Annotated in this window: 15 protein-coding genes and 1 tRNA gene; 2 read left to right on the forward strand and 14 right to left on the reverse strand. The window is 65.3% G+C overall.

Annotated features, from left to right (window positions below; genetic code table 11):
* Position 1 precedes the first annotated feature (1 nt).
* From WIX39_RS19955 to uvrB, 14 genes are all read right to left on the reverse strand, one after another.
* Complete coding sequence (locus WIX39_RS19955) at positions 2 to 727, reverse strand: phage holin family protein (RefSeq protein ID WP_409195679.1); 726 nt, start codon at positions 725 to 727, stop codon at positions 2 to 4.
* Positions 728 to 778: 51 nt separating this feature from the next.
* Positions 779 to 1,075 (reverse strand): glycine zipper domain-containing protein, encoded by a 297-nt coding sequence (locus WIX39_RS19960; protein ID WP_081268986.1) that lies wholly within the window; start codon positions 1,073 to 1,075, stop codon positions 779 to 781.
* A gap of 134 nt (positions 1,076 to 1,209) precedes the next feature.
* Positions 1,210 to 2,319 carry an NAD(P)/FAD-dependent oxidoreductase gene (locus WIX39_RS19965; protein WP_409195680.1) on the reverse strand — a complete coding sequence of 370 codons (1,110 nt, stop codon included), beginning with the start codon at positions 2,317 to 2,319 and terminating at the stop codon, positions 1,210 to 1,212.
* Positions 2,320 to 2,364: 45 nt separating this feature from the next.
* The gene (locus tag WIX39_RS19970) at positions 2,365 to 2,481 is read right to left on the reverse strand and encodes a stereocilin (RefSeq protein WP_409195681.1); all 117 of its coding nucleotides are present in this window, start codon (positions 2,479 to 2,481) and stop codon (positions 2,365 to 2,367) included.
* 283 nt (positions 2,482 to 2,764) lie between these two features.
* Positions 2,765 to 2,839 (reverse strand) — tRNA-Val (locus tag WIX39_RS19975).
* Positions 2,840 to 2,898: 59 nt separating this feature from the next.
* Positions 2,899 to 3,621, reverse strand: coding sequence for a DNA polymerase III subunit epsilon (dnaQ, locus tag WIX39_RS19980; protein WP_106934217.1), 723 nt, complete (start codon positions 3,619 to 3,621; stop codon positions 2,899 to 2,901).
* On the reverse strand, positions 3,621 to 3,959 hold the full coding sequence (gene fdx / locus WIX39_RS19985; RefSeq protein ID WP_007828193.1) for an ISC system 2Fe-2S type ferredoxin: 339 nt from the start codon (positions 3,957 to 3,959) through the stop codon (positions 3,621 to 3,623). Before fdx ends, dnaQ begins: the two co-directional genes overlap by 1 nt.
* A gap of 9 nt (positions 3,960 to 3,968) precedes the next feature.
* Positions 3,969 to 5,834: a Fe-S protein assembly chaperone HscA gene (gene hscA / locus WIX39_RS19990; RefSeq protein ID WP_409195682.1), complete on the reverse strand. Its 1,866-nt coding sequence runs from the start codon at positions 5,832 to 5,834 to the stop codon at positions 3,969 to 3,971.
* 91 nt (positions 5,835 to 5,925) lie between these two features.
* On the reverse strand, positions 5,926 to 6,444 hold the full coding sequence (gene hscB, locus WIX39_RS19995; RefSeq protein WP_106934214.1) for a Fe-S protein assembly co-chaperone HscB: 519 nt from the start codon (positions 6,442 to 6,444) through the stop codon (positions 5,926 to 5,928).
* A 63-nt stretch (positions 6,445 to 6,507) separates the two neighbouring features.
* A complete protein-coding gene (gene iscA / locus WIX39_RS20000) occupies positions 6,508 to 6,831 on the reverse strand; it encodes an iron-sulfur cluster assembly protein IscA (RefSeq protein ID WP_081268993.1) in 324 nt (107 codons plus the stop codon).
* A gap of 1 nt (position 6,832) precedes the next feature.
* On the reverse strand, positions 6,833 to 7,252 hold the full coding sequence (gene iscU, locus WIX39_RS20005) for a Fe-S cluster assembly scaffold IscU (protein ID WP_081268994.1): 420 nt from the start codon (positions 7,250 to 7,252) through the stop codon (positions 6,833 to 6,835).
* A 50-nt stretch (positions 7,253 to 7,302) separates the two neighbouring features.
* On the reverse strand, positions 7,303 to 8,523 hold the full coding sequence (locus WIX39_RS20010; RefSeq protein ID WP_081268995.1) for an IscS subfamily cysteine desulfurase: 1,221 nt from the start codon (positions 8,521 to 8,523) through the stop codon (positions 7,303 to 7,305).
* Positions 8,524 to 8,623: 100 nt separating this feature from the next.
* The gene (iscR, locus tag WIX39_RS20015; protein WP_007828186.1) at positions 8,624 to 9,160 is read right to left on the reverse strand and encodes a Fe-S cluster assembly transcriptional regulator IscR; all 537 of its coding nucleotides are present in this window, start codon (positions 9,158 to 9,160) and stop codon (positions 8,624 to 8,626) included.
* 242 nt (positions 9,161 to 9,402) lie between these two features.
* A complete protein-coding gene (gene uvrB / locus WIX39_RS20020) occupies positions 9,403 to 11,511 on the reverse strand; it encodes an excinuclease ABC subunit UvrB (protein ID WP_106934213.1) in 2,109 nt (702 codons plus the stop codon).
* 105 nt (positions 11,512 to 11,616) lie between these two features.
* Between uvrB and WIX39_RS20025 the strand changes: the two genes are divergently transcribed.
* Together WIX39_RS20025 and WIX39_RS20030 are read left to right on the forward strand one after the other, a co-directional pair.
* Positions 11,617 to 12,813, forward strand: a complete 1,197-nt coding sequence (locus WIX39_RS20025) for an amino acid aminotransferase (protein WP_106934212.1) — start codon at positions 11,617 to 11,619, stop codon at positions 12,811 to 12,813.
* Positions 12,814 to 12,971: 158 nt separating this feature from the next.
* Positions 12,972 to 14,411 carry a polyhydroxyalkanoate depolymerase gene (locus WIX39_RS20030; protein WP_106934211.1) on the forward strand — a complete coding sequence of 480 codons (1,440 nt, stop codon included), beginning with the start codon at positions 12,972 to 12,974 and terminating at the stop codon, positions 14,409 to 14,411.
* The last annotated feature ends 15 nt before the right edge of the window (positions 14,412 to 14,426 follow it).

Below are 14,426 nucleotides of genomic sequence, written 5' to 3' on the forward strand. Positions count from 1 at the left end.
TTCAGCGCATGCGCCAGAGCACAGGCGCGATGAACGCGGCCCAGCGCAGCAGACGCCGCGGCCGGATCACCACCACGGCCGCGGCAGCGGCGACGCCGGCGGCCACAGGGTGCGCCCGCGCGATGCGCAATGCAGCAGCGGCAGCGGACTCGTCGGGCGGAGGCGCCTGCTCCGCCTTGGCCGCATCGTCGTGCGCGAACTGCGGCTCGCGTCCGCCCTGCAGCGTTGCGATGCGCTGGCGCTGGCGGTCCATGCGCGCCAGCAGTTCCTCGCGCGTAGCGGGCCTCGAGGGACGGGGTTCGTCGTCGGGCTGGTCCGGGTCCTTGCCGAGGCCGAAACGGTCCTGCACCCATGCCCAGTCGCGCTCGAACTCCTGGCGCGCCGGCGCGAAGCCGTTGGACGCATTGCGCAGGGTCTGCAGCAGGCCGATGGCGGCCACCAGCCACAGCACGATCCACACGCCCGCCACCGACCACGCGGCCGTGATGCGGTACGGCGTGTCCCAGAAATGAACCACCACCGCCACGGACACCAGCGCCACGGTGACGGTGGTCAGCCCCAGCACGGCCAGCCCGAAGACGAGCATCAGCTTCAGGCGCTGCTTCTCGTCATCCCAGGCCATGCGCAGCAGTTGCACCCGGTCCTCGGCCGCCAGGGCGCCTTCGGCGGCGGCGATGCGCAGCCGGCGGACGCGGGCGTCCAGGCCGAACAGGGAAAGCAGCCTCATGGGCTACCTCCTGTCATGCCCGGGTGAACGGTACTGCGGTGCGACTGCCGGTCAGCGGCGGCCAAGCAGCAGGCCCACCAGCACGCCGACGGCCAGTGCGGCACCGGCGATCTGCCATGGTTCGTCGTGAGCGTAGGCGTTGGCGGAAGTGGCTGCCTCGCGGGCCTTCTTGGCGGCGAGCTTGCTTTTCTCGGATGCGAGCTCGCGCGCAATGGCGAGCTTGGTGTCGATGCGCTGGCGCAGCGCCTTGATGTGGGGAACCGAATCCAGGTCCTTGCTCGCCAGCACGCCGCGCACGTCGCTCGCGATGTCTTCGGCTGCTGCTTCAAGATTTTGGGATGCACTCATTGGAATCTTTCCTCCGTGATGACACCGGCACCGCGCCGGCGGCTTCACGCCAGCAAATGGCGTACTGTCATGTTACAGGCACAAAAGACCCTCATGCGCGACAGATGTGCGTACATGTGCCCTTCGCTCCTCGCTCAGCCTTCCGTACCCGCCAGCAGGCGGGCGACGTGCGCCCCGATCGCCAGGCTGCTCGTGAGCCCCGGCGATTCGATGCCGAACAGATTGACCAGCCCCGCCACGCCGTGCGACGCCGGCCCGTCGATCATGAAGTCCGCGGCGGGCTCGCCGGGCCCCGAGATCTTGGGCCGCATGCCGGCGTAGCCGGGAATCAGCGCGCCGTCGGGCAACGCGGGCCAGTACTTGCGCACCTCGGCATAGAAGCCGTCGCCGCGCGCGGGGTCCACCACGAGGTCGTCGGCCGAGGAAACCCACTGCACGTCGGGGCCGAACTTGGCCTGGCCGCCGAGGTCGATCGTCAGGTGCACGCCCAGGCCGCCCGGCTCGGGAACCGGATAGACGAGCCGTCCGAAAGGCGCCCGACCCGACAGGGTGAAGTAGTTGCCCTTGGCGAAATGCTCTCTAGGCACGGCCGCAGCAGGCAAGCCCTCGAAGCGGCGGGCCAGCGCCGGCGCGCCGAGCCCCGCGGCGTTGACCACCGTTCGGCAACGCAACGCCGTACCGTCCTGCGCGATCAGCACGATGCCGTCGGCACCGCATTCGGCGCGCGATACAGGCGATTTCAGCGCGAGCATGCCGCCTGCGTTCTCGAGGTCGCCGAGCAGGCTCAGCATCAGCGCATGGCTGTCGACGATGCCGGTGCTGGGCGAATGCAGCGCCGCGACGCATCGCAACTGCGGTTCCATGGCCTTGGCCTGCTGTTCGGAGAGCAGTTCCAGGTCGTCGACGCCGTTGGCCGCCGCCTTGGCCCGGATCGCATCGAGCTGCCCCGCCTGCTCGGGCGACGTGGCAACGATCAGCTTGCCGCAGCGCCGATGCGGCACGCCGCGCGCCTCGGCGTAGGCGTAGAGCAGTTGCTTGCCTTCCACGCAAAGCCGCGCCTTCAGTGAACCCTGCGGGTAATAGACGCCCGCATGGATCACCTCGCTGTTGCGCGAACTGGTGCCGGTGCCAATGGCGCCTTCGGATTCGAGCACCAAAACCTCCCGGCCTTCGAGCGCCAAAGCGCGCGCCACTGCCAGGCCCACCACTCCACCGCCAATGACGGCGCAATCGATTTCTTCCATCGTGCGAGCTTATCGCGGCCAGCACGGCAGACGCGCAGACTCAATTCACTGAGGTGGGGGTACCGGGTCCGTGGGTTCGTCCGGCGGCGTGCTCGGGCCCTCGTCGGGCTCCACGGGCAGGTCCGGCGTGATGGGGGTCGGAAGATCTGGATGAGTGGCCATGGTCTTGCTCCTTTCCCGACATTTCCATGCCGGCGCCGGCAAAGGCGCGCCATCATGCGGCTGCACTTGCCGTCGGCGCCAACCGACAGCAGCGCTCGGCGCTTCAGGCAGGTCGTGCGAATGGCAGATCCGCGCGGGAGCCACGGGGTCGGTGCAGTGCGGCGAGCAGAGGCTCTATTTCGCATGCGACAACTGCGCCGATCTGTTCGGCGCGAAGCCGTAAAAAACAAACTGGCGCGCAAAACAAAAAAGCGACCTGGAAATCCAGGTCGCTTTTTGATGATGGTGGGCGGTGGAGGCTTCGAACCTCCGACCCCAGCAGTGTGAATGCTGTGCTCTACCCCTGAGCTAACCGCCCAAAGCAACGCGTTGTTTGCGTTGCTTTGAATTACGCTTCGCGTTCAGCGAAGCCTCAGATTATGCCACAGCTTTTTCTTCGTTTTGACGAAACAGCGTGCGACCACCAGAAGATTTGTCGAGTTGGGCCAACACGCCCTCGTGCGCGGCGAGTTCATGCTCCGCTGCCAGGATCACCGGCAACTCGAACTGGCTCAGGTCCATGGCCACGACCTTGGTGCCGACCTCGGGCTCGTTGGAGGCCACGTCGATGAGCAGCGCATCCTGTCCGCGCGTGAGGTTGATGTAGACGTCGGCCAGCAGCTGGGCGTCGAGCTTGGCGCCGTGGAAGGTGCGGTTCGAACGGTCGACACCGAAGCGGTCGCACAGCGCATCGAGCGAGTTGCGCTTGCCCGGATACACCTGCTTGGCCATGGCCAGCGTGTCGGTCACTTCCGCGACGAAGGTGCGCAGCGGAGGAAAGCCGGCGCGCTCGAACTCCTTGTTGAGGAAGCCAACGTCGAACGCCGCGTTGTGAATGATAAGTTCGGCATCGCGCAGGTACTCGACGATGTCGTTGGCCAGCGTGGCGAACTTCGGCTTGTCGCGAAGGAAATCGGTCGTCAGGCCGTGGACCTTCAACGCGTCTTCGTGGCTCTCGCGCTCCGGGTTGAAATAGATGTGCAGGTCGTTGCCGGTGAGCTTGCGGTTGAACAGCTCCACGCAGCCGAGCTCGATGATGCGGTCGCCGTTCTCTGCGGAGAGCCCGGTGGTTTCGGTATCGAGGACGATCAAGCGACTCATCAGTGGTTTTCCTTGGCGTGGTTGATCGAGTACTTCGGAATCTCGATGGTCACATTTTCCTGCGCCAGGATCGATTGGCAACTCAGCCGCGATTGCGGCTCCAGGCCCCAGGCGCGGTCGAGCAGGTCTTCCTCGCCCTCTTCCGCTTCGTTCAGCGAGTTGAAGCCCTCGCGCACGATGACGTGGCAGGTGGTGCAGGCGCAGCTCATCTCGCAGGCGTGCTCGATGTTGATGTCGTTGTCGAGCAGCGCTTCGCAGATCGAGGTGCCGGCTGGCGCGGTGATTTCGGCGCCTTGCGGGCAGTACTCGGGATGCGGATAGATCTTGATCGTGGGCATGTTTTTGTTCTAGAGAGATTCGACCTTGCGGCCGGCAAGTGCGCGCGCAATGCCCGCGTTCATGCGCTGTGCGGCAAAGGCTTCGGTGTCGTCGGCCAGCTTCTTTGTGGCGGCCTCGATGGCGGCGGCGTCGTTGCTTCTCCTGGCGGCTTCGCGCAATTGCAGCATCGAAGCATCGATGACCGCGCGCTCCTCGCCGTTCAGCAGGTCGCCATCGGCATCGAGCGCGCTCTGCGTGGCAAGCAGCATGCGGTCGGCATCGACGCGTGCCTCGACCAGCGCACGGGCCTGCATGTCCTGCTGCGCGGTGGAGAAGCTTTCCTGCAGCATCGTCGCGATCTGGTCGTCCGACAGGCCGTAAGACGGCTTGACCGCCACGCTGGCCTCGACGCCGCTGCCCTGCTCTTTTGCGCTCACGCTCAGCAGGCCGTCGGCATCGACGGTGAAGGTCACGCGGATGCGCGCGGCGCCCGCGGCCATCGGCGGAATGCCGCGCAGCGTGAAGCGCGCGAGGCTGCGGCAGTCGGAGACGAGATCGCGCTCGCCCTGCACCACGTGCAGCGCCAGTGCGGTCTGGCCGTCCTGGTAGGTGGTGAAGTCCTGCGCCATCGCGGTGGGAATGGTCTGGTTGCGCGGCACGATGCGCTCGACCAGGCCACCCATGGTCTCGATGCCGAGCGAAAGCGGGATCACGTCGAGCAGCAGCAGTTCGCCCGCGCCGTTGTTGCCGGCCAGCTGGTTCGCCTGGATGGCGGCACCGAGGGCCACGACTTCGTCGGGGTTCAGGTTGACCAGCGGTTCGCGGCCGAAGAAATCGGCGACGGCGCGGCGCACCTGCGGCATGCGGGTCGAGCCGCCAACGAGCACGATGCCTTGCAGTTCTTCAGGCTTGAGCTTCGCGTCGCGCAGAGCCTTGCGGACGGCGGCGATGGTGCGGTCGGTGAGTGGCTGCGTGGCGGCGTAGAACTGCTCGCGGGCCAGCTCGAAGGAGAGGGTCTTGCCTGCGACATCGGCCTTGAAGATGGTCGACGGCGAATCGGTCAGCGCCTCTTTCGCTGCCCGCGCGGCCACGAGCAATGCGGCCTTGTCGGCGTCGCTGACGGCTTGCAGGCCGGTCTGCGCGAGCACGAAGTCGGCGAGCGCATGGTCGTAGTCGTCGCCGCCGAGGGCCGAGTCGCCACCCGTGGCAATCACTTCGAACACGCCCTGCGTGAGCCGCAGGATCGAGATGTCGAAAGTGCCGCCGCCCAGGTCGTAGACCGCGTAGACGCCTTCGCTCGCGTTGTCGAGCCCGTAGGCGATGGCCGCGGCCGTGGGTTCGCTGATCAGGCGCAGCACGTTCAGGCCGGCGAGTTGCGCGGCATCCTTGGTCGCCTGGCGCTGGCCTTCGTCGAAGTACGCGGGCACGGTGATGACGGCGCCATACAGTTCGTCGTCGTCGAAGGTGTCCTGTGCACGGTAGCGCAGCGTGGCCAGGATCTCGGCGCTGATCTCGACCGGCGACTTCTCGCCAGCCAGCGTCTGCACCTTCACCATGCCGCCGTCGCCGCTGCCGATGCGGTACGACATGGCATCGCGGTTCGCGATGTCGGCCAGGCCGCGGCCCATGAGCCGCTTCACGGAAGTGATGGTGTTGGCGGGGTCCTGCGCGCGCGCGGCCACGGCATCGAAGCCGATCTGGCGGCGGTCGCCTTCGAGGTAGCGCACGGCCGAGGGCAGCAGCACGCGTCCCTGGTCGTCGGGCAGGCATTCGGCCACGCCGTTGCGCACCGAGGCCACCAGCGAATGCGTCGTACCCAGGTCGATGCCCACGGCGATGCGGCGCTGATGCGGATCGGGCGCCTGGCCGGGTTCGGAAATCTGAAGAAGAGCCATCAGGCCTCCCGCCGGACTGCCCCAAGGGAGGCCTGCGCCCCCATGGGGGGCAGCGAATACACGAAGTGATGAGCGTGGGGGTTCATGTCTTCTATTGTCCCAACTGATCGAACTTGGCTTCGACGTCCTGTCCGAAGCGCTCAATGAACATGAGGGCTCTCACCTGCTGCGCGGCGGCGGGGTAGTCGCCCTTCTCGTCGATCAGCCAGTCGAGCGACGACAGCGCGCGCGCGCGGCCGGCCTCGACCTCCGCCTGGAGCTTCTCGAGCGAAGCGATGCTTTCGACATCGTCGAGCGCCTCGCGCCACTCCATCTGCTGCATGAGGAACTCCGCCGGCATCGCCGTGTTGTTCTCGGCATTCAGCGGTGCGCCCTGCATCTCGCAGATGTAGCTGGCGCGGCGGATCGGGTCCTTCAGGCGCTGGTAGGCCTCGTTGATGCGCACCGACCACTGCATGGCCACGCGCTGCGCCGCGGCGCCCTGTGCGGCAAAGCGGTCCGGGTGGGCTTCGCGCTGCAGCTCTTTCCAGCGCGCGTCGAGCACGGCGCGGTCCTGCGCGAAAGTCGCCGGGACGGCGAACAGTTGAAAGTCGGTGTCGTTCAGGTTCATGGCAAGAAAAAACCGCCAGCACGTGACATGGTGGCGGCTATGGTCGCAGTCAGCGACGGCGCATCAGATGCGAAAACTTTCCCCACAACCGCAGCGGTCGCGTTCGTTGGGGTTGATGAACTTGAAGCCCTCATTCAGGCCTTCGCGCACGAAGTCGAGTTGCGTGCCGTCGATGTAGGCCAGGCTCTTCGGGTCGACCAGCACCTTCACGCCGTGGTCTTCGAACACCACGTCTTCGGGCGCCAGTTCGTCCACGTACTCGAGCTTGTAGGCCAGGCCTGAGCAACCCGTGGTCTTCACGCCCAGCCGCACACCCACGCCCTTGCCCCGTTTGCCGAGGTAGCGGGTGACGTGTCGCGCAGCGGCTTCGGTCAGCGTGACGGCCATGTCAGTGGACAGCTTCGGCAGCAGCGGATTCGGTCTTGACGCCGTGCTTGGCCTTGTAATCGCTCACGGCGGCCTTGATCGCGTCTTCGGCCAGGATGGAGCAGTGGATCTTCACGGGCGGCAGGGCCAGTTCTTCGGCGATCTGCGCGTTCTTGAGCGCAGCCGCTTCGTCGAGCGTCTTGCCCTTGACCCATTCGGTCACGAGCGACGACGACGCGATGGCCGAGCCGCAGCCATAGGTCTTGAAGCGGGCGTCTTCGATCACGCCGGTTTCCGGGTTGACCTTGATCTGCAGCTTCATCACGTCGCCGCAGGCCGGTGCGCCGACCATGCCGGTGCCTACCGAGTCGTCGCCCTTTTCGAAGGAGCCGACGTTGCGGGGATTTTCGTAGTGGTCGATGACCTTGGAAGAATATGCCATGGTGTACCTCTCAAACTTTGTTCAATCGTGGAGCCTGGTGCGGGCCTGCGTCAGTGGGCCGACCACTGGATCGTGCTGATGTCGACGCCGTCCTGGAACATCTCCCACAGGGGGCTCAGCTCGCGCAGCTTGGCAACGTTGTGCTTGATGGTCGAGATGGCGTAGTCGATTTCTTCTTCGGTCGTGAAACGGCCGATGGTCATGCGAAGGCTGCTGTGCGCCAGTTCGTCGCTGCGGCCCAGGGCGCGCAGCACGTAGCTGGGCTCGAGGCTGGCCGAGGTGCAGGCCGAGCCCGACGACACCGCCAGGCCCTTGATGCCCATGATCAGCGACTCGCCTTCGACGTAGTTGAAGCTCATGTTCAGGTTGTGCGGCACGCGGTGTTCGAGGTCGCCGTTGATGAACACCTGTTCCACGTCTTTCAGCCCGTCGAGCAGACGCTTCTGCAGGCGGCGTGCGTGTTCGATGTCCTTGTGCATCTCGAGCTTGGCGATGCGATAGGCCTCGCCCATGCCGACGATCTGGTGCGTGGGCAGCGTGCCCGAACGCATGCCGCGCTCATGGCCACCACCATGCATCTGCGCTTCGAGGCGGATGCGCGGCTTGCGGCGCACGTACAGCGCGCCGATGCCCTTCGGGCCGTAGGTCTTGTGCGAAGCCAGGCTCATCAGGTCGATGGGCAGCTTCGTGATGTCGATGTCGATCTTGCCGGTGGCCTGGGCCGAGTCGACGTGGAAGATCACGCCCTTTTCGCGGCACGCGTTGCCCAGCGCGACCACGTCCTGGATCACACCGATTTCGTTGTTCACGAAGAGCACGCTGGCCAGGATGGTGTCGGGGCGAATGGCCGCCTTGAACTTCTCGAGGTCGACGAGGCCGTTTTCCTCGACGTCGAGGTAGGTCACCTCGAAGCCTTGGCGTTCCAGCTCGCGCATGGTGTCGAGCACGGCCTTGTGCTCGGTCTTCAGCGTGATCAGGTGCTTGCCCTTGCCCTTGTAGAACTGGGCAGCGCCCTTGAGCGCGAGGTTGATCGATTCGGTGGCACCCGATGTCCAGACAATTTCGCGCGGATCGGCATTGATCAGTTCGGCCACCTGGCCGCGCGCCTTCTCGACAGCCTCTTCCGCTTCCCAGCCCCAGGCGTGGCTGCGCGATGCCGGGTTGCCGAAGTGCTCGCGCAACCAGGGAATCATGGCGTCGACCACGCGCGGGTCGACCGGCGTGGTGGCGCCGTAATCGAGATAGATCGGGAAATGAGGAGTTACGTCCATGGCTGGCTCGTGCTGGCGTGGGGGTTGTTTTTAGATCTGGGCTGCTGCTCGTGCCGGCGCCCGAAGGCGCCGCCGGAAATCAGAAGTCTCGAAAGCGGTATCAGGACTTCGCGAAGGCGTTGCCGAGAGCGAACACCGAGTTCGGCGCATTCACGCGAATCGGCTTGACCACCGGCTGGGCCGAGATGGCGCGCTTGACGACGGGCTTGTTCTCGATCTGCACGCCCTTGGCGATCTGGTCGTCGACCAGCTTCTGCAAGGTGACGGAGTCGAGGAACTCGACCATGCGCTGGTTCAGCGAGGCCCAGAGCTCGTGCGTCATGCAGCGGCCGGCTTCGCCCAGGCAGTTTTCCTTGCCGCCGCACTGGGTGGCGTCGATGGGCTCATCGACGGAAACAATGATGTCGGCGACCGTGATATCGGCAGCCTTGCGGCCGAGGCTGTAACCGCCACCGGGGCCGCGGGTCGATTCGACCAGTTCATGACGGCGCAGCTTGCCGAACAGCTGTTCGAGGTAGGACAGCGAAATCTGCTGCCGTTGGCTGATTGCGGCCAGCGTGACCGGACCGGTGTTCTGACGCAACGCCAGATCGATCATTGCCGTGACCGCAAAACGGCCTTTGGTAGTGAGACGCATCGCAAGCTCCTTCAAGTGCTTACCGTTGAAATGACACCGTGGCCCTGGGCTGCGGTGACCTCGTCTCCGCCCTGCCCGACCCCTGGCGCTGGTGAACCAGCCGGTAGGAGTCGGTCCTTCATCGCGAAGTTCTTTTCTTGTTGTTGAGTATTTCGCTCAAGTATAACAGAAGCCCCCGAACTCTGCTCGGGTAAACCCCAGCGCCGTCCGCTTGAAGAACGCGAACGTTTGAACTAGCGCGGCTAGAGCGCGATGTTGTCCCCGCCGGCAGCCCCGAAAGCCTGTTCGCGCAGCAGCGCCAGCTGGTCGCGTACGCGGGCCGCCTTCTCGAATTCGAGGTTCCGGGCGTGCTCCAGCATCTGCTTTTCCAGCCGCTTGATTTCCCGTGCGATGTCCTTTTCGCTCATGTCCTCGACCTTGGCGCGTTCCAGGTCGAGCTTGGCCATTTCCTTGCCCGTTTTCTCGCTGTAGACCCCGTCGATCAGGTCACGCACCTGCTTGACGATGCTGCGCGGCGTGATGCCGTTCGCCTCGTTGTGCGCAATCTGCCGGGCGCGGCGGCGCTCGGTCTCGTCGATGGCCTTCTTCATCGAATCGGTCATGCGGTCGGCGTAAAGAATGGCCTTGCCGTTCAGGTTGCGCGCCGCCCGGCCGATGGTCTGGATCAGCGAGCGCTCGGCGCGCAGGAAGCCTTCCTTGTCGGCATCGAGGATCGCCACCAGCGAAACCTCCGGAATATCCAGCCCCTCGCGCAGCAGGTTGATGCCCACCAGCACGTCGAAGGTGCCCAGGCGCAGGTCGCGCAATATCTCCACCCGCTCAACCGTGTCGACGTCGCTGTGCAGGTAGCGCACCTTCACGCCGTTGTCGCCCAGGTAGTCGGTCAGCTGCTCGGCCATGCGCTTGGTCAGCGTGGTGATGAGCACGCGTTCGTTCTTGTCCACGCGCACGCGGATTTCGCCCAGAACGTCGTCCACCTGGTGGGTGGCGGGCCGAACCTCGACTTCGGGGTCGATCAGGCCGGTGGGCCGCACCAGCTGTTCGACCACATTGCCGGCATGGTCCTTCTCGTACTGCGCCGGCGTGGCCGACACGAAGATGCACTGGCGCATGCGCGTCTCGAACTCCTCGAGCTTGAGCGGCCGGTTGTCCAACGCACTCGGCAGGCGGAAGCCGTATTCGACCAGCGTGGTCTTGCGCGCCCGGTCACCGTTGTACATGCCGCCGAGCTGGCCGATCATCTGGTGGCTCTCGTCGAGGAACATGAGCGCGTCCTTAGGCAGGTAGTCGGTCAGCGTGGCCGGCGGATCGCCGGGCGCGGCGCCCGACAGGTGGCGCGTGTAGTTCTCGATGCCCTTGCAGTGGCCGATTTCGGCCAGCATCTCGAGGTCGAAGCGGGTGCGCTGCTCCAGCCGCTGCGCCTCGACCAGCTTGCCCGCGCTCACCAGCTCCTTGAGCCGCTCGCTCAGCTCGATCTTGATGGTCTCGACCGCCGCCATGACCTTGTCGCGGGGCGTCACATAGTGGCTCGACGGGTACACCGTGAAGCGCGGCACCTTCTGCCGGACGCGCCCGGTCAGCGGATCGAACAGCTGCAGCGACTCGATTTCGTCGTCGAACAGTTCGAAACGGATCGCCAGTTCGCTGTGCTCCGCCGGAAACACGTCGATGGTGTCGCCGCGCACGCGGAAGGTGCCGCGGGCAAAGTCCTGCTCGTTGCGCAGGTACTGCATGCGGATCAGCCGGGAAATCAGGTCACGCTGCCCGACCTTGTCGCCGACGCGGGCAATCAGCCGCATTTCCATGTAGTCCTCGGGCGTGCCGATGCCGTAGATGGCGCTCACCGTGGCCACGATGACCGTGTCGCGCCGCTCCAGCACGCTCTTGGTGGCCGACAGCCGCATCTGCTCGATGTGCTCGTTGATCGAGGAATCCTTCTCGATGAACAGGTCGCGCTGGGGCACATAGGCCTCGGGCTGGTAGTAGTCGTAGTAGCTCACGAAGTACTCGACGGCGTTCTTCGGGAAGAACTCGCGGAACTCGCTGTAGAGCTGCGCCGCCAGCGTCTTGTTGGGCGCGAATACGATGGCCGGGCGGCCCAGCCGCGCGATCACGTTGGCCATGGTGAAGGTCTTGCCCGAGCCGGTCACGCCCAGCAGGGTCTGGAACACTTCGCCGTCGATCACGCCTTCGACCAGCCCTTCGATGGCCTTGGGCTGGTCGCCCGCGGGCGGATAGGGCTGGAAGAGCTCGAACGGGGAGTCCGGGTACCTGATGAATTCACCCTGTTTCGCGGGCCCGATCGGGTCCACTTTCTTCAGGTCTGCTATGGCTTCGTTGTTGTCTGGCATGGCTGTTCCCGACAGGTGGCGCTCGCGCCGGTAAAATTCAAGGCAACCGGAAAGCATAAAGCCTAGTCCGGTTGCAGCGAAGCTTTCATCCCAAAGGACCTTTCCATGTCTATGTTCACCGCGGTCGAAATGGCACCGCGCGACCCGATCCTCGGCCTCAACGAGCAATTTGCAGCCGACACCAACCCCAACAAGGTCAACCTCGGCGTCGGCGTCTATTACGACGACAACGGCAAGCTGCCCCTGCTCCAGTGCGTGCAGGCCGCAGAACAGAACATGATGAAAGCGCCCACCGCGCGCGGCTACCTGCCCATCGACGGCATCGCGGCGTACGACAACGCCGTCAAGGCGCTGGTCTTCGGCGCCGACAGCGAGCCCGTCACCTCGGGCCGCGTGGCCACCATCCAGGCCATCGGCGGCACCGGCGGCCTGAAGGTCGGCGCCGACTTCCTCAAGAAGCTCAGCCCCTCCGCCAAGGTGCTGATCAGCGACCCGAGCTGGGAAAACCACCGCGCGCTGTTCACCAACGCCGGCTTCGAAGTCGAAAGCTACCCCTACTACGACGCGGCCAAGCGCGGCGTCAACTTCGAAGGCATGCTGGCCGCCCTGAACGCGGCCCCGGCCGGCACCATCGTCGTGCTGCACGCCTGCTGCCACAACCCCACCGGCTACGACATCACCGCCGCCCAGTGGGACCAGGTCGTCGCCGCCGTCAAGGCCAAGGGCCTGGTGCCCTTCCTCGACATGGCGTACCAGGGCTTCGGCTACGGCCTGAAGGAAGACGGCGCGGCCGTCGCCAAGTTCGTCGAAGCCGGCCTGACCTTCTTCGTCTCGACCTCTTTCTCCAAGAGCTTCAGCCTGTACGGCGAGCGCGTCGGCGCACTGTCGGTGCTGTGCGAAAACAAGGAAGAAGCCGGCCGCGTGCTGTCGCAGCTCAAGATCGCCATCCGCACCAACTACAGCAACCCGCCCACGCACGGCGGCGCCGTGGTGGCAGCGGTGCTCGGCAACTCCGAGCTGCGCGCCCTGTGGGAAAAGGAACTGGGCGAGATGCGCGTGCGCATCAAGGCCATGCGCCAGAAGCTGGTCGACGGCCTCAAGGCCGCGGGCGTGAAGGAAGACATGAGCTTCATCACCACGCAGATCGGCATGTTCAGCTACTCGGGCCTGACCAAGGACCAGATGGTGCGCCTGCGCAATGAGTTCGGCGTGTACGGCACCGACACCGGCCGCATGTGCGTGGCCGCGCTCAACAGCAAGAACATCGATTACGTCTGCGCGTCGATCGCCAAAGTCATCTAAGTGACAGCAAAGTGTGAGGGAATGCGCTGCAGCGACGATTCCTTCACACTTCTTGGCCAAAGGACCCTCGCGGCGGGGTCGTTGTAGGGGTTAGGCCCCCTGCAACGCAGCGAATGCGCTGATATATTGCACCGCAACATTCCACTCAAAGATCAGCGATGCTCTATCAACTCTACGAAGCCCAGCGTTCCTTGATGGAGCCTTTCTCGGACTTCGCCCAGGCAGCCTCCAAGCTCTACGGCCCCGGCGCCGTATGGGGCCAGCTGCCCATGGCCCAGCGCATGGCCGCGGGCTACGACCTGCTCTACCGCCTGGGCAAGGACTACGAGAAGCCCGAGTTCAACATCAAGTCGGTGAAGGTCGATGGCGCGGATGTCGTCATCCAGGAAGCCATTGCGCTCGACAAGCCCTTCTGCGAGCTGCGCCGCTTCAAGCGCTTCACCGACGAGCCACACATCCTCAAGACGCTCAAGAGCCAGCCCGTGGTGCTGGTCGTCGCACCGCTGTCGGGCCACTATGCGACCCTGCTGCGCGACACCGTGCGCACCATGCTGCAGGACCACAAGGTCTACATCACCGACTGGAAGAATGCGCGCCTCGTGCCGATGTCGGAAGGCGAGTTCCACCTCGACGACTACATCAACTACGTGCAGGAGTTCATCCGCCTGCTGCAGGCCGAGTACGGCAACTGCCACGTGGTGAGCGTGTGCCAGCCCACCGTGCCCGTGCTCGCTGCCGTGTCGCTCATGGCCAGCCGCGGCGAGCCGCTGCCGCTCACCATGACGATGATGGGCGGCCCCATCGACGCGCGCAAGTCGCCCACGGCGGTCAACAACCTCGCGATGAACAAGAGCTTCGAGTGGTTCGAGAACAACGTGATCTACCGCGTGCCGCAGGGCTTCCCCGGTGAAGGCCGCCGCGTGTACCCCGGCTTCCTGCAGCACACCGGCTTCGTGGCCATGAACCCCGACCGCCACGCCAGCAGCCACTACGACTACTTCAAGGACCTCATCAAGGGCGACGACGCCAGCGCCGAGGCCCACCGCAAGTTCTACGACGAGTACAACGCCGTGCTCGACATGGACGCCGATTACTACCTCGAGACCATCCGCACCGTGTTCCAGGAGTTCGACCTGGTCAACGGCACCTGGGACGTCAAGTCCCCCGACGGCAAGGTGGAGCGCGTGCGCCCGCAGGACATCCACGGCACGGCCCTGCTCACCGTCGAAGGCGAACTCGACGACATCTCCGGCTCGGGCCAGACCGAAGCCGCGCACAGCCTGTGCACCGGCATCGACGACGCGAAGCGCGAGCACTACGAAGTCAAAGGCGCCGGCCACTACGGCATCTTCAGCGGCCGCCGCTGGCGCGAACTGGTCTACCCGAAGATGCAGAAATTCATCGAGGCCAACGACCAGCCGCAGCGCCGCGCGAGCGCCCGCGACGCACTGGCCGCCGAAGACACCGTGAAGCCTGTGCGCAAAAGCCCGGCTCCCGCAGCAGTCGCGGCCAAGAAGGCCCCAGCGAAGACGGCCACGGCCGTCGCCGCCAAGAAGACAGCGCCGCGCAAGAAGCCCGGCACCAGCGCGGCGCGCTGAAGCGCGCGCCATTCC

Origin of the sequence: Variovorax sp. AB1(2024) (assembly GCF_037482385.2) — a bacterium.
Classification (GTDB): Bacteria; Pseudomonadota; Gammaproteobacteria; order Burkholderiales; family Burkholderiaceae_C; genus Variovorax.

What these genes read in the sequence shown, in the direction of transcription:
- uvrB (WP_106934213.1), bottom strand. Translation starts at nt 11,511, where the DNA reads ATGCCAGACAACAACGAAGCCATAGCAGACCTGAAGAAAGTGGACCCG.
- WIX39_RS19965 (WP_409195680.1), bottom strand. Translation starts at nt 2,319, where the DNA reads ATGGAAGAAATCGATTGCGCCGTCATTGGCGGTGGAGTGGTGGGCCTG.
- iscA (WP_081268993.1), bottom strand. Translation starts at nt 6,831, where the DNA reads ATGGCCGTCACGCTGACCGAAGCCGCTGCGCGACACGTCACCCGCTAC.
- WIX39_RS19955 (WP_409195679.1), bottom strand. Translation starts at nt 727, where the DNA reads ATGAGGCTGCTTTCCCTGTTCGGCCTGGACGCCCGCGTCCGCCGGCTG.
- iscU (WP_081268994.1), bottom strand. Translation starts at nt 7,252, where the DNA reads ATGGCATATTCTTCCAAGGTCATCGACCACTACGAAAATCCCCGCAAC.
- WIX39_RS20030 (WP_106934211.1), top strand. Translation starts at nt 12,972, where the DNA reads ATGCTCTATCAACTCTACGAAGCCCAGCGTTCCTTGATGGAGCCTTTC.
- hscB (WP_106934214.1), bottom strand. Translation starts at nt 6,444, where the DNA reads ATGAACCTGAACGACACCGACTTTCAACTGTTCGCCGTCCCGGCGACT.
- dnaQ (WP_106934217.1), bottom strand. Translation starts at nt 3,621, where the DNA reads ATGAGTCGCTTGATCGTCCTCGATACCGAAACCACCGGGCTCTCCGCA.
- WIX39_RS20025 (WP_106934212.1), top strand. Translation starts at nt 11,617, where the DNA reads ATGTCTATGTTCACCGCGGTCGAAATGGCACCGCGCGACCCGATCCTC.
- WIX39_RS20010 (WP_081268995.1), bottom strand. Translation starts at nt 8,523, where the DNA reads ATGGACGTAACTCCTCATTTCCCGATCTATCTCGATTACGGCGCCACC.
- fdx (WP_007828193.1), bottom strand. Translation starts at nt 3,959, where the DNA reads ATGCCCACGATCAAGATCTATCCGCATCCCGAGTACTGCCCGCAAGGC.
- hscA (WP_409195682.1), bottom strand. Translation starts at nt 5,834, where the DNA reads ATGGCTCTTCTTCAGATTTCCGAACCCGGCCAGGCGCCCGATCCGCAT.
- WIX39_RS19960 (WP_081268986.1), bottom strand. Translation starts at nt 1,075, where the DNA reads ATGAGTGCATCCCAAAATCTTGAAGCAGCAGCCGAAGACATCGCGAGC.
- iscR (WP_007828186.1), bottom strand. Translation starts at nt 9,160, where the DNA reads ATGCGTCTCACTACCAAAGGCCGTTTTGCGGTCACGGCAATGATCGAT.
- WIX39_RS19970 (WP_409195681.1), bottom strand. Translation starts at nt 2,481, where the DNA reads ATGGCCACTCATCCAGATCTTCCGACCCCCATCACGCCGGACCTGCCC.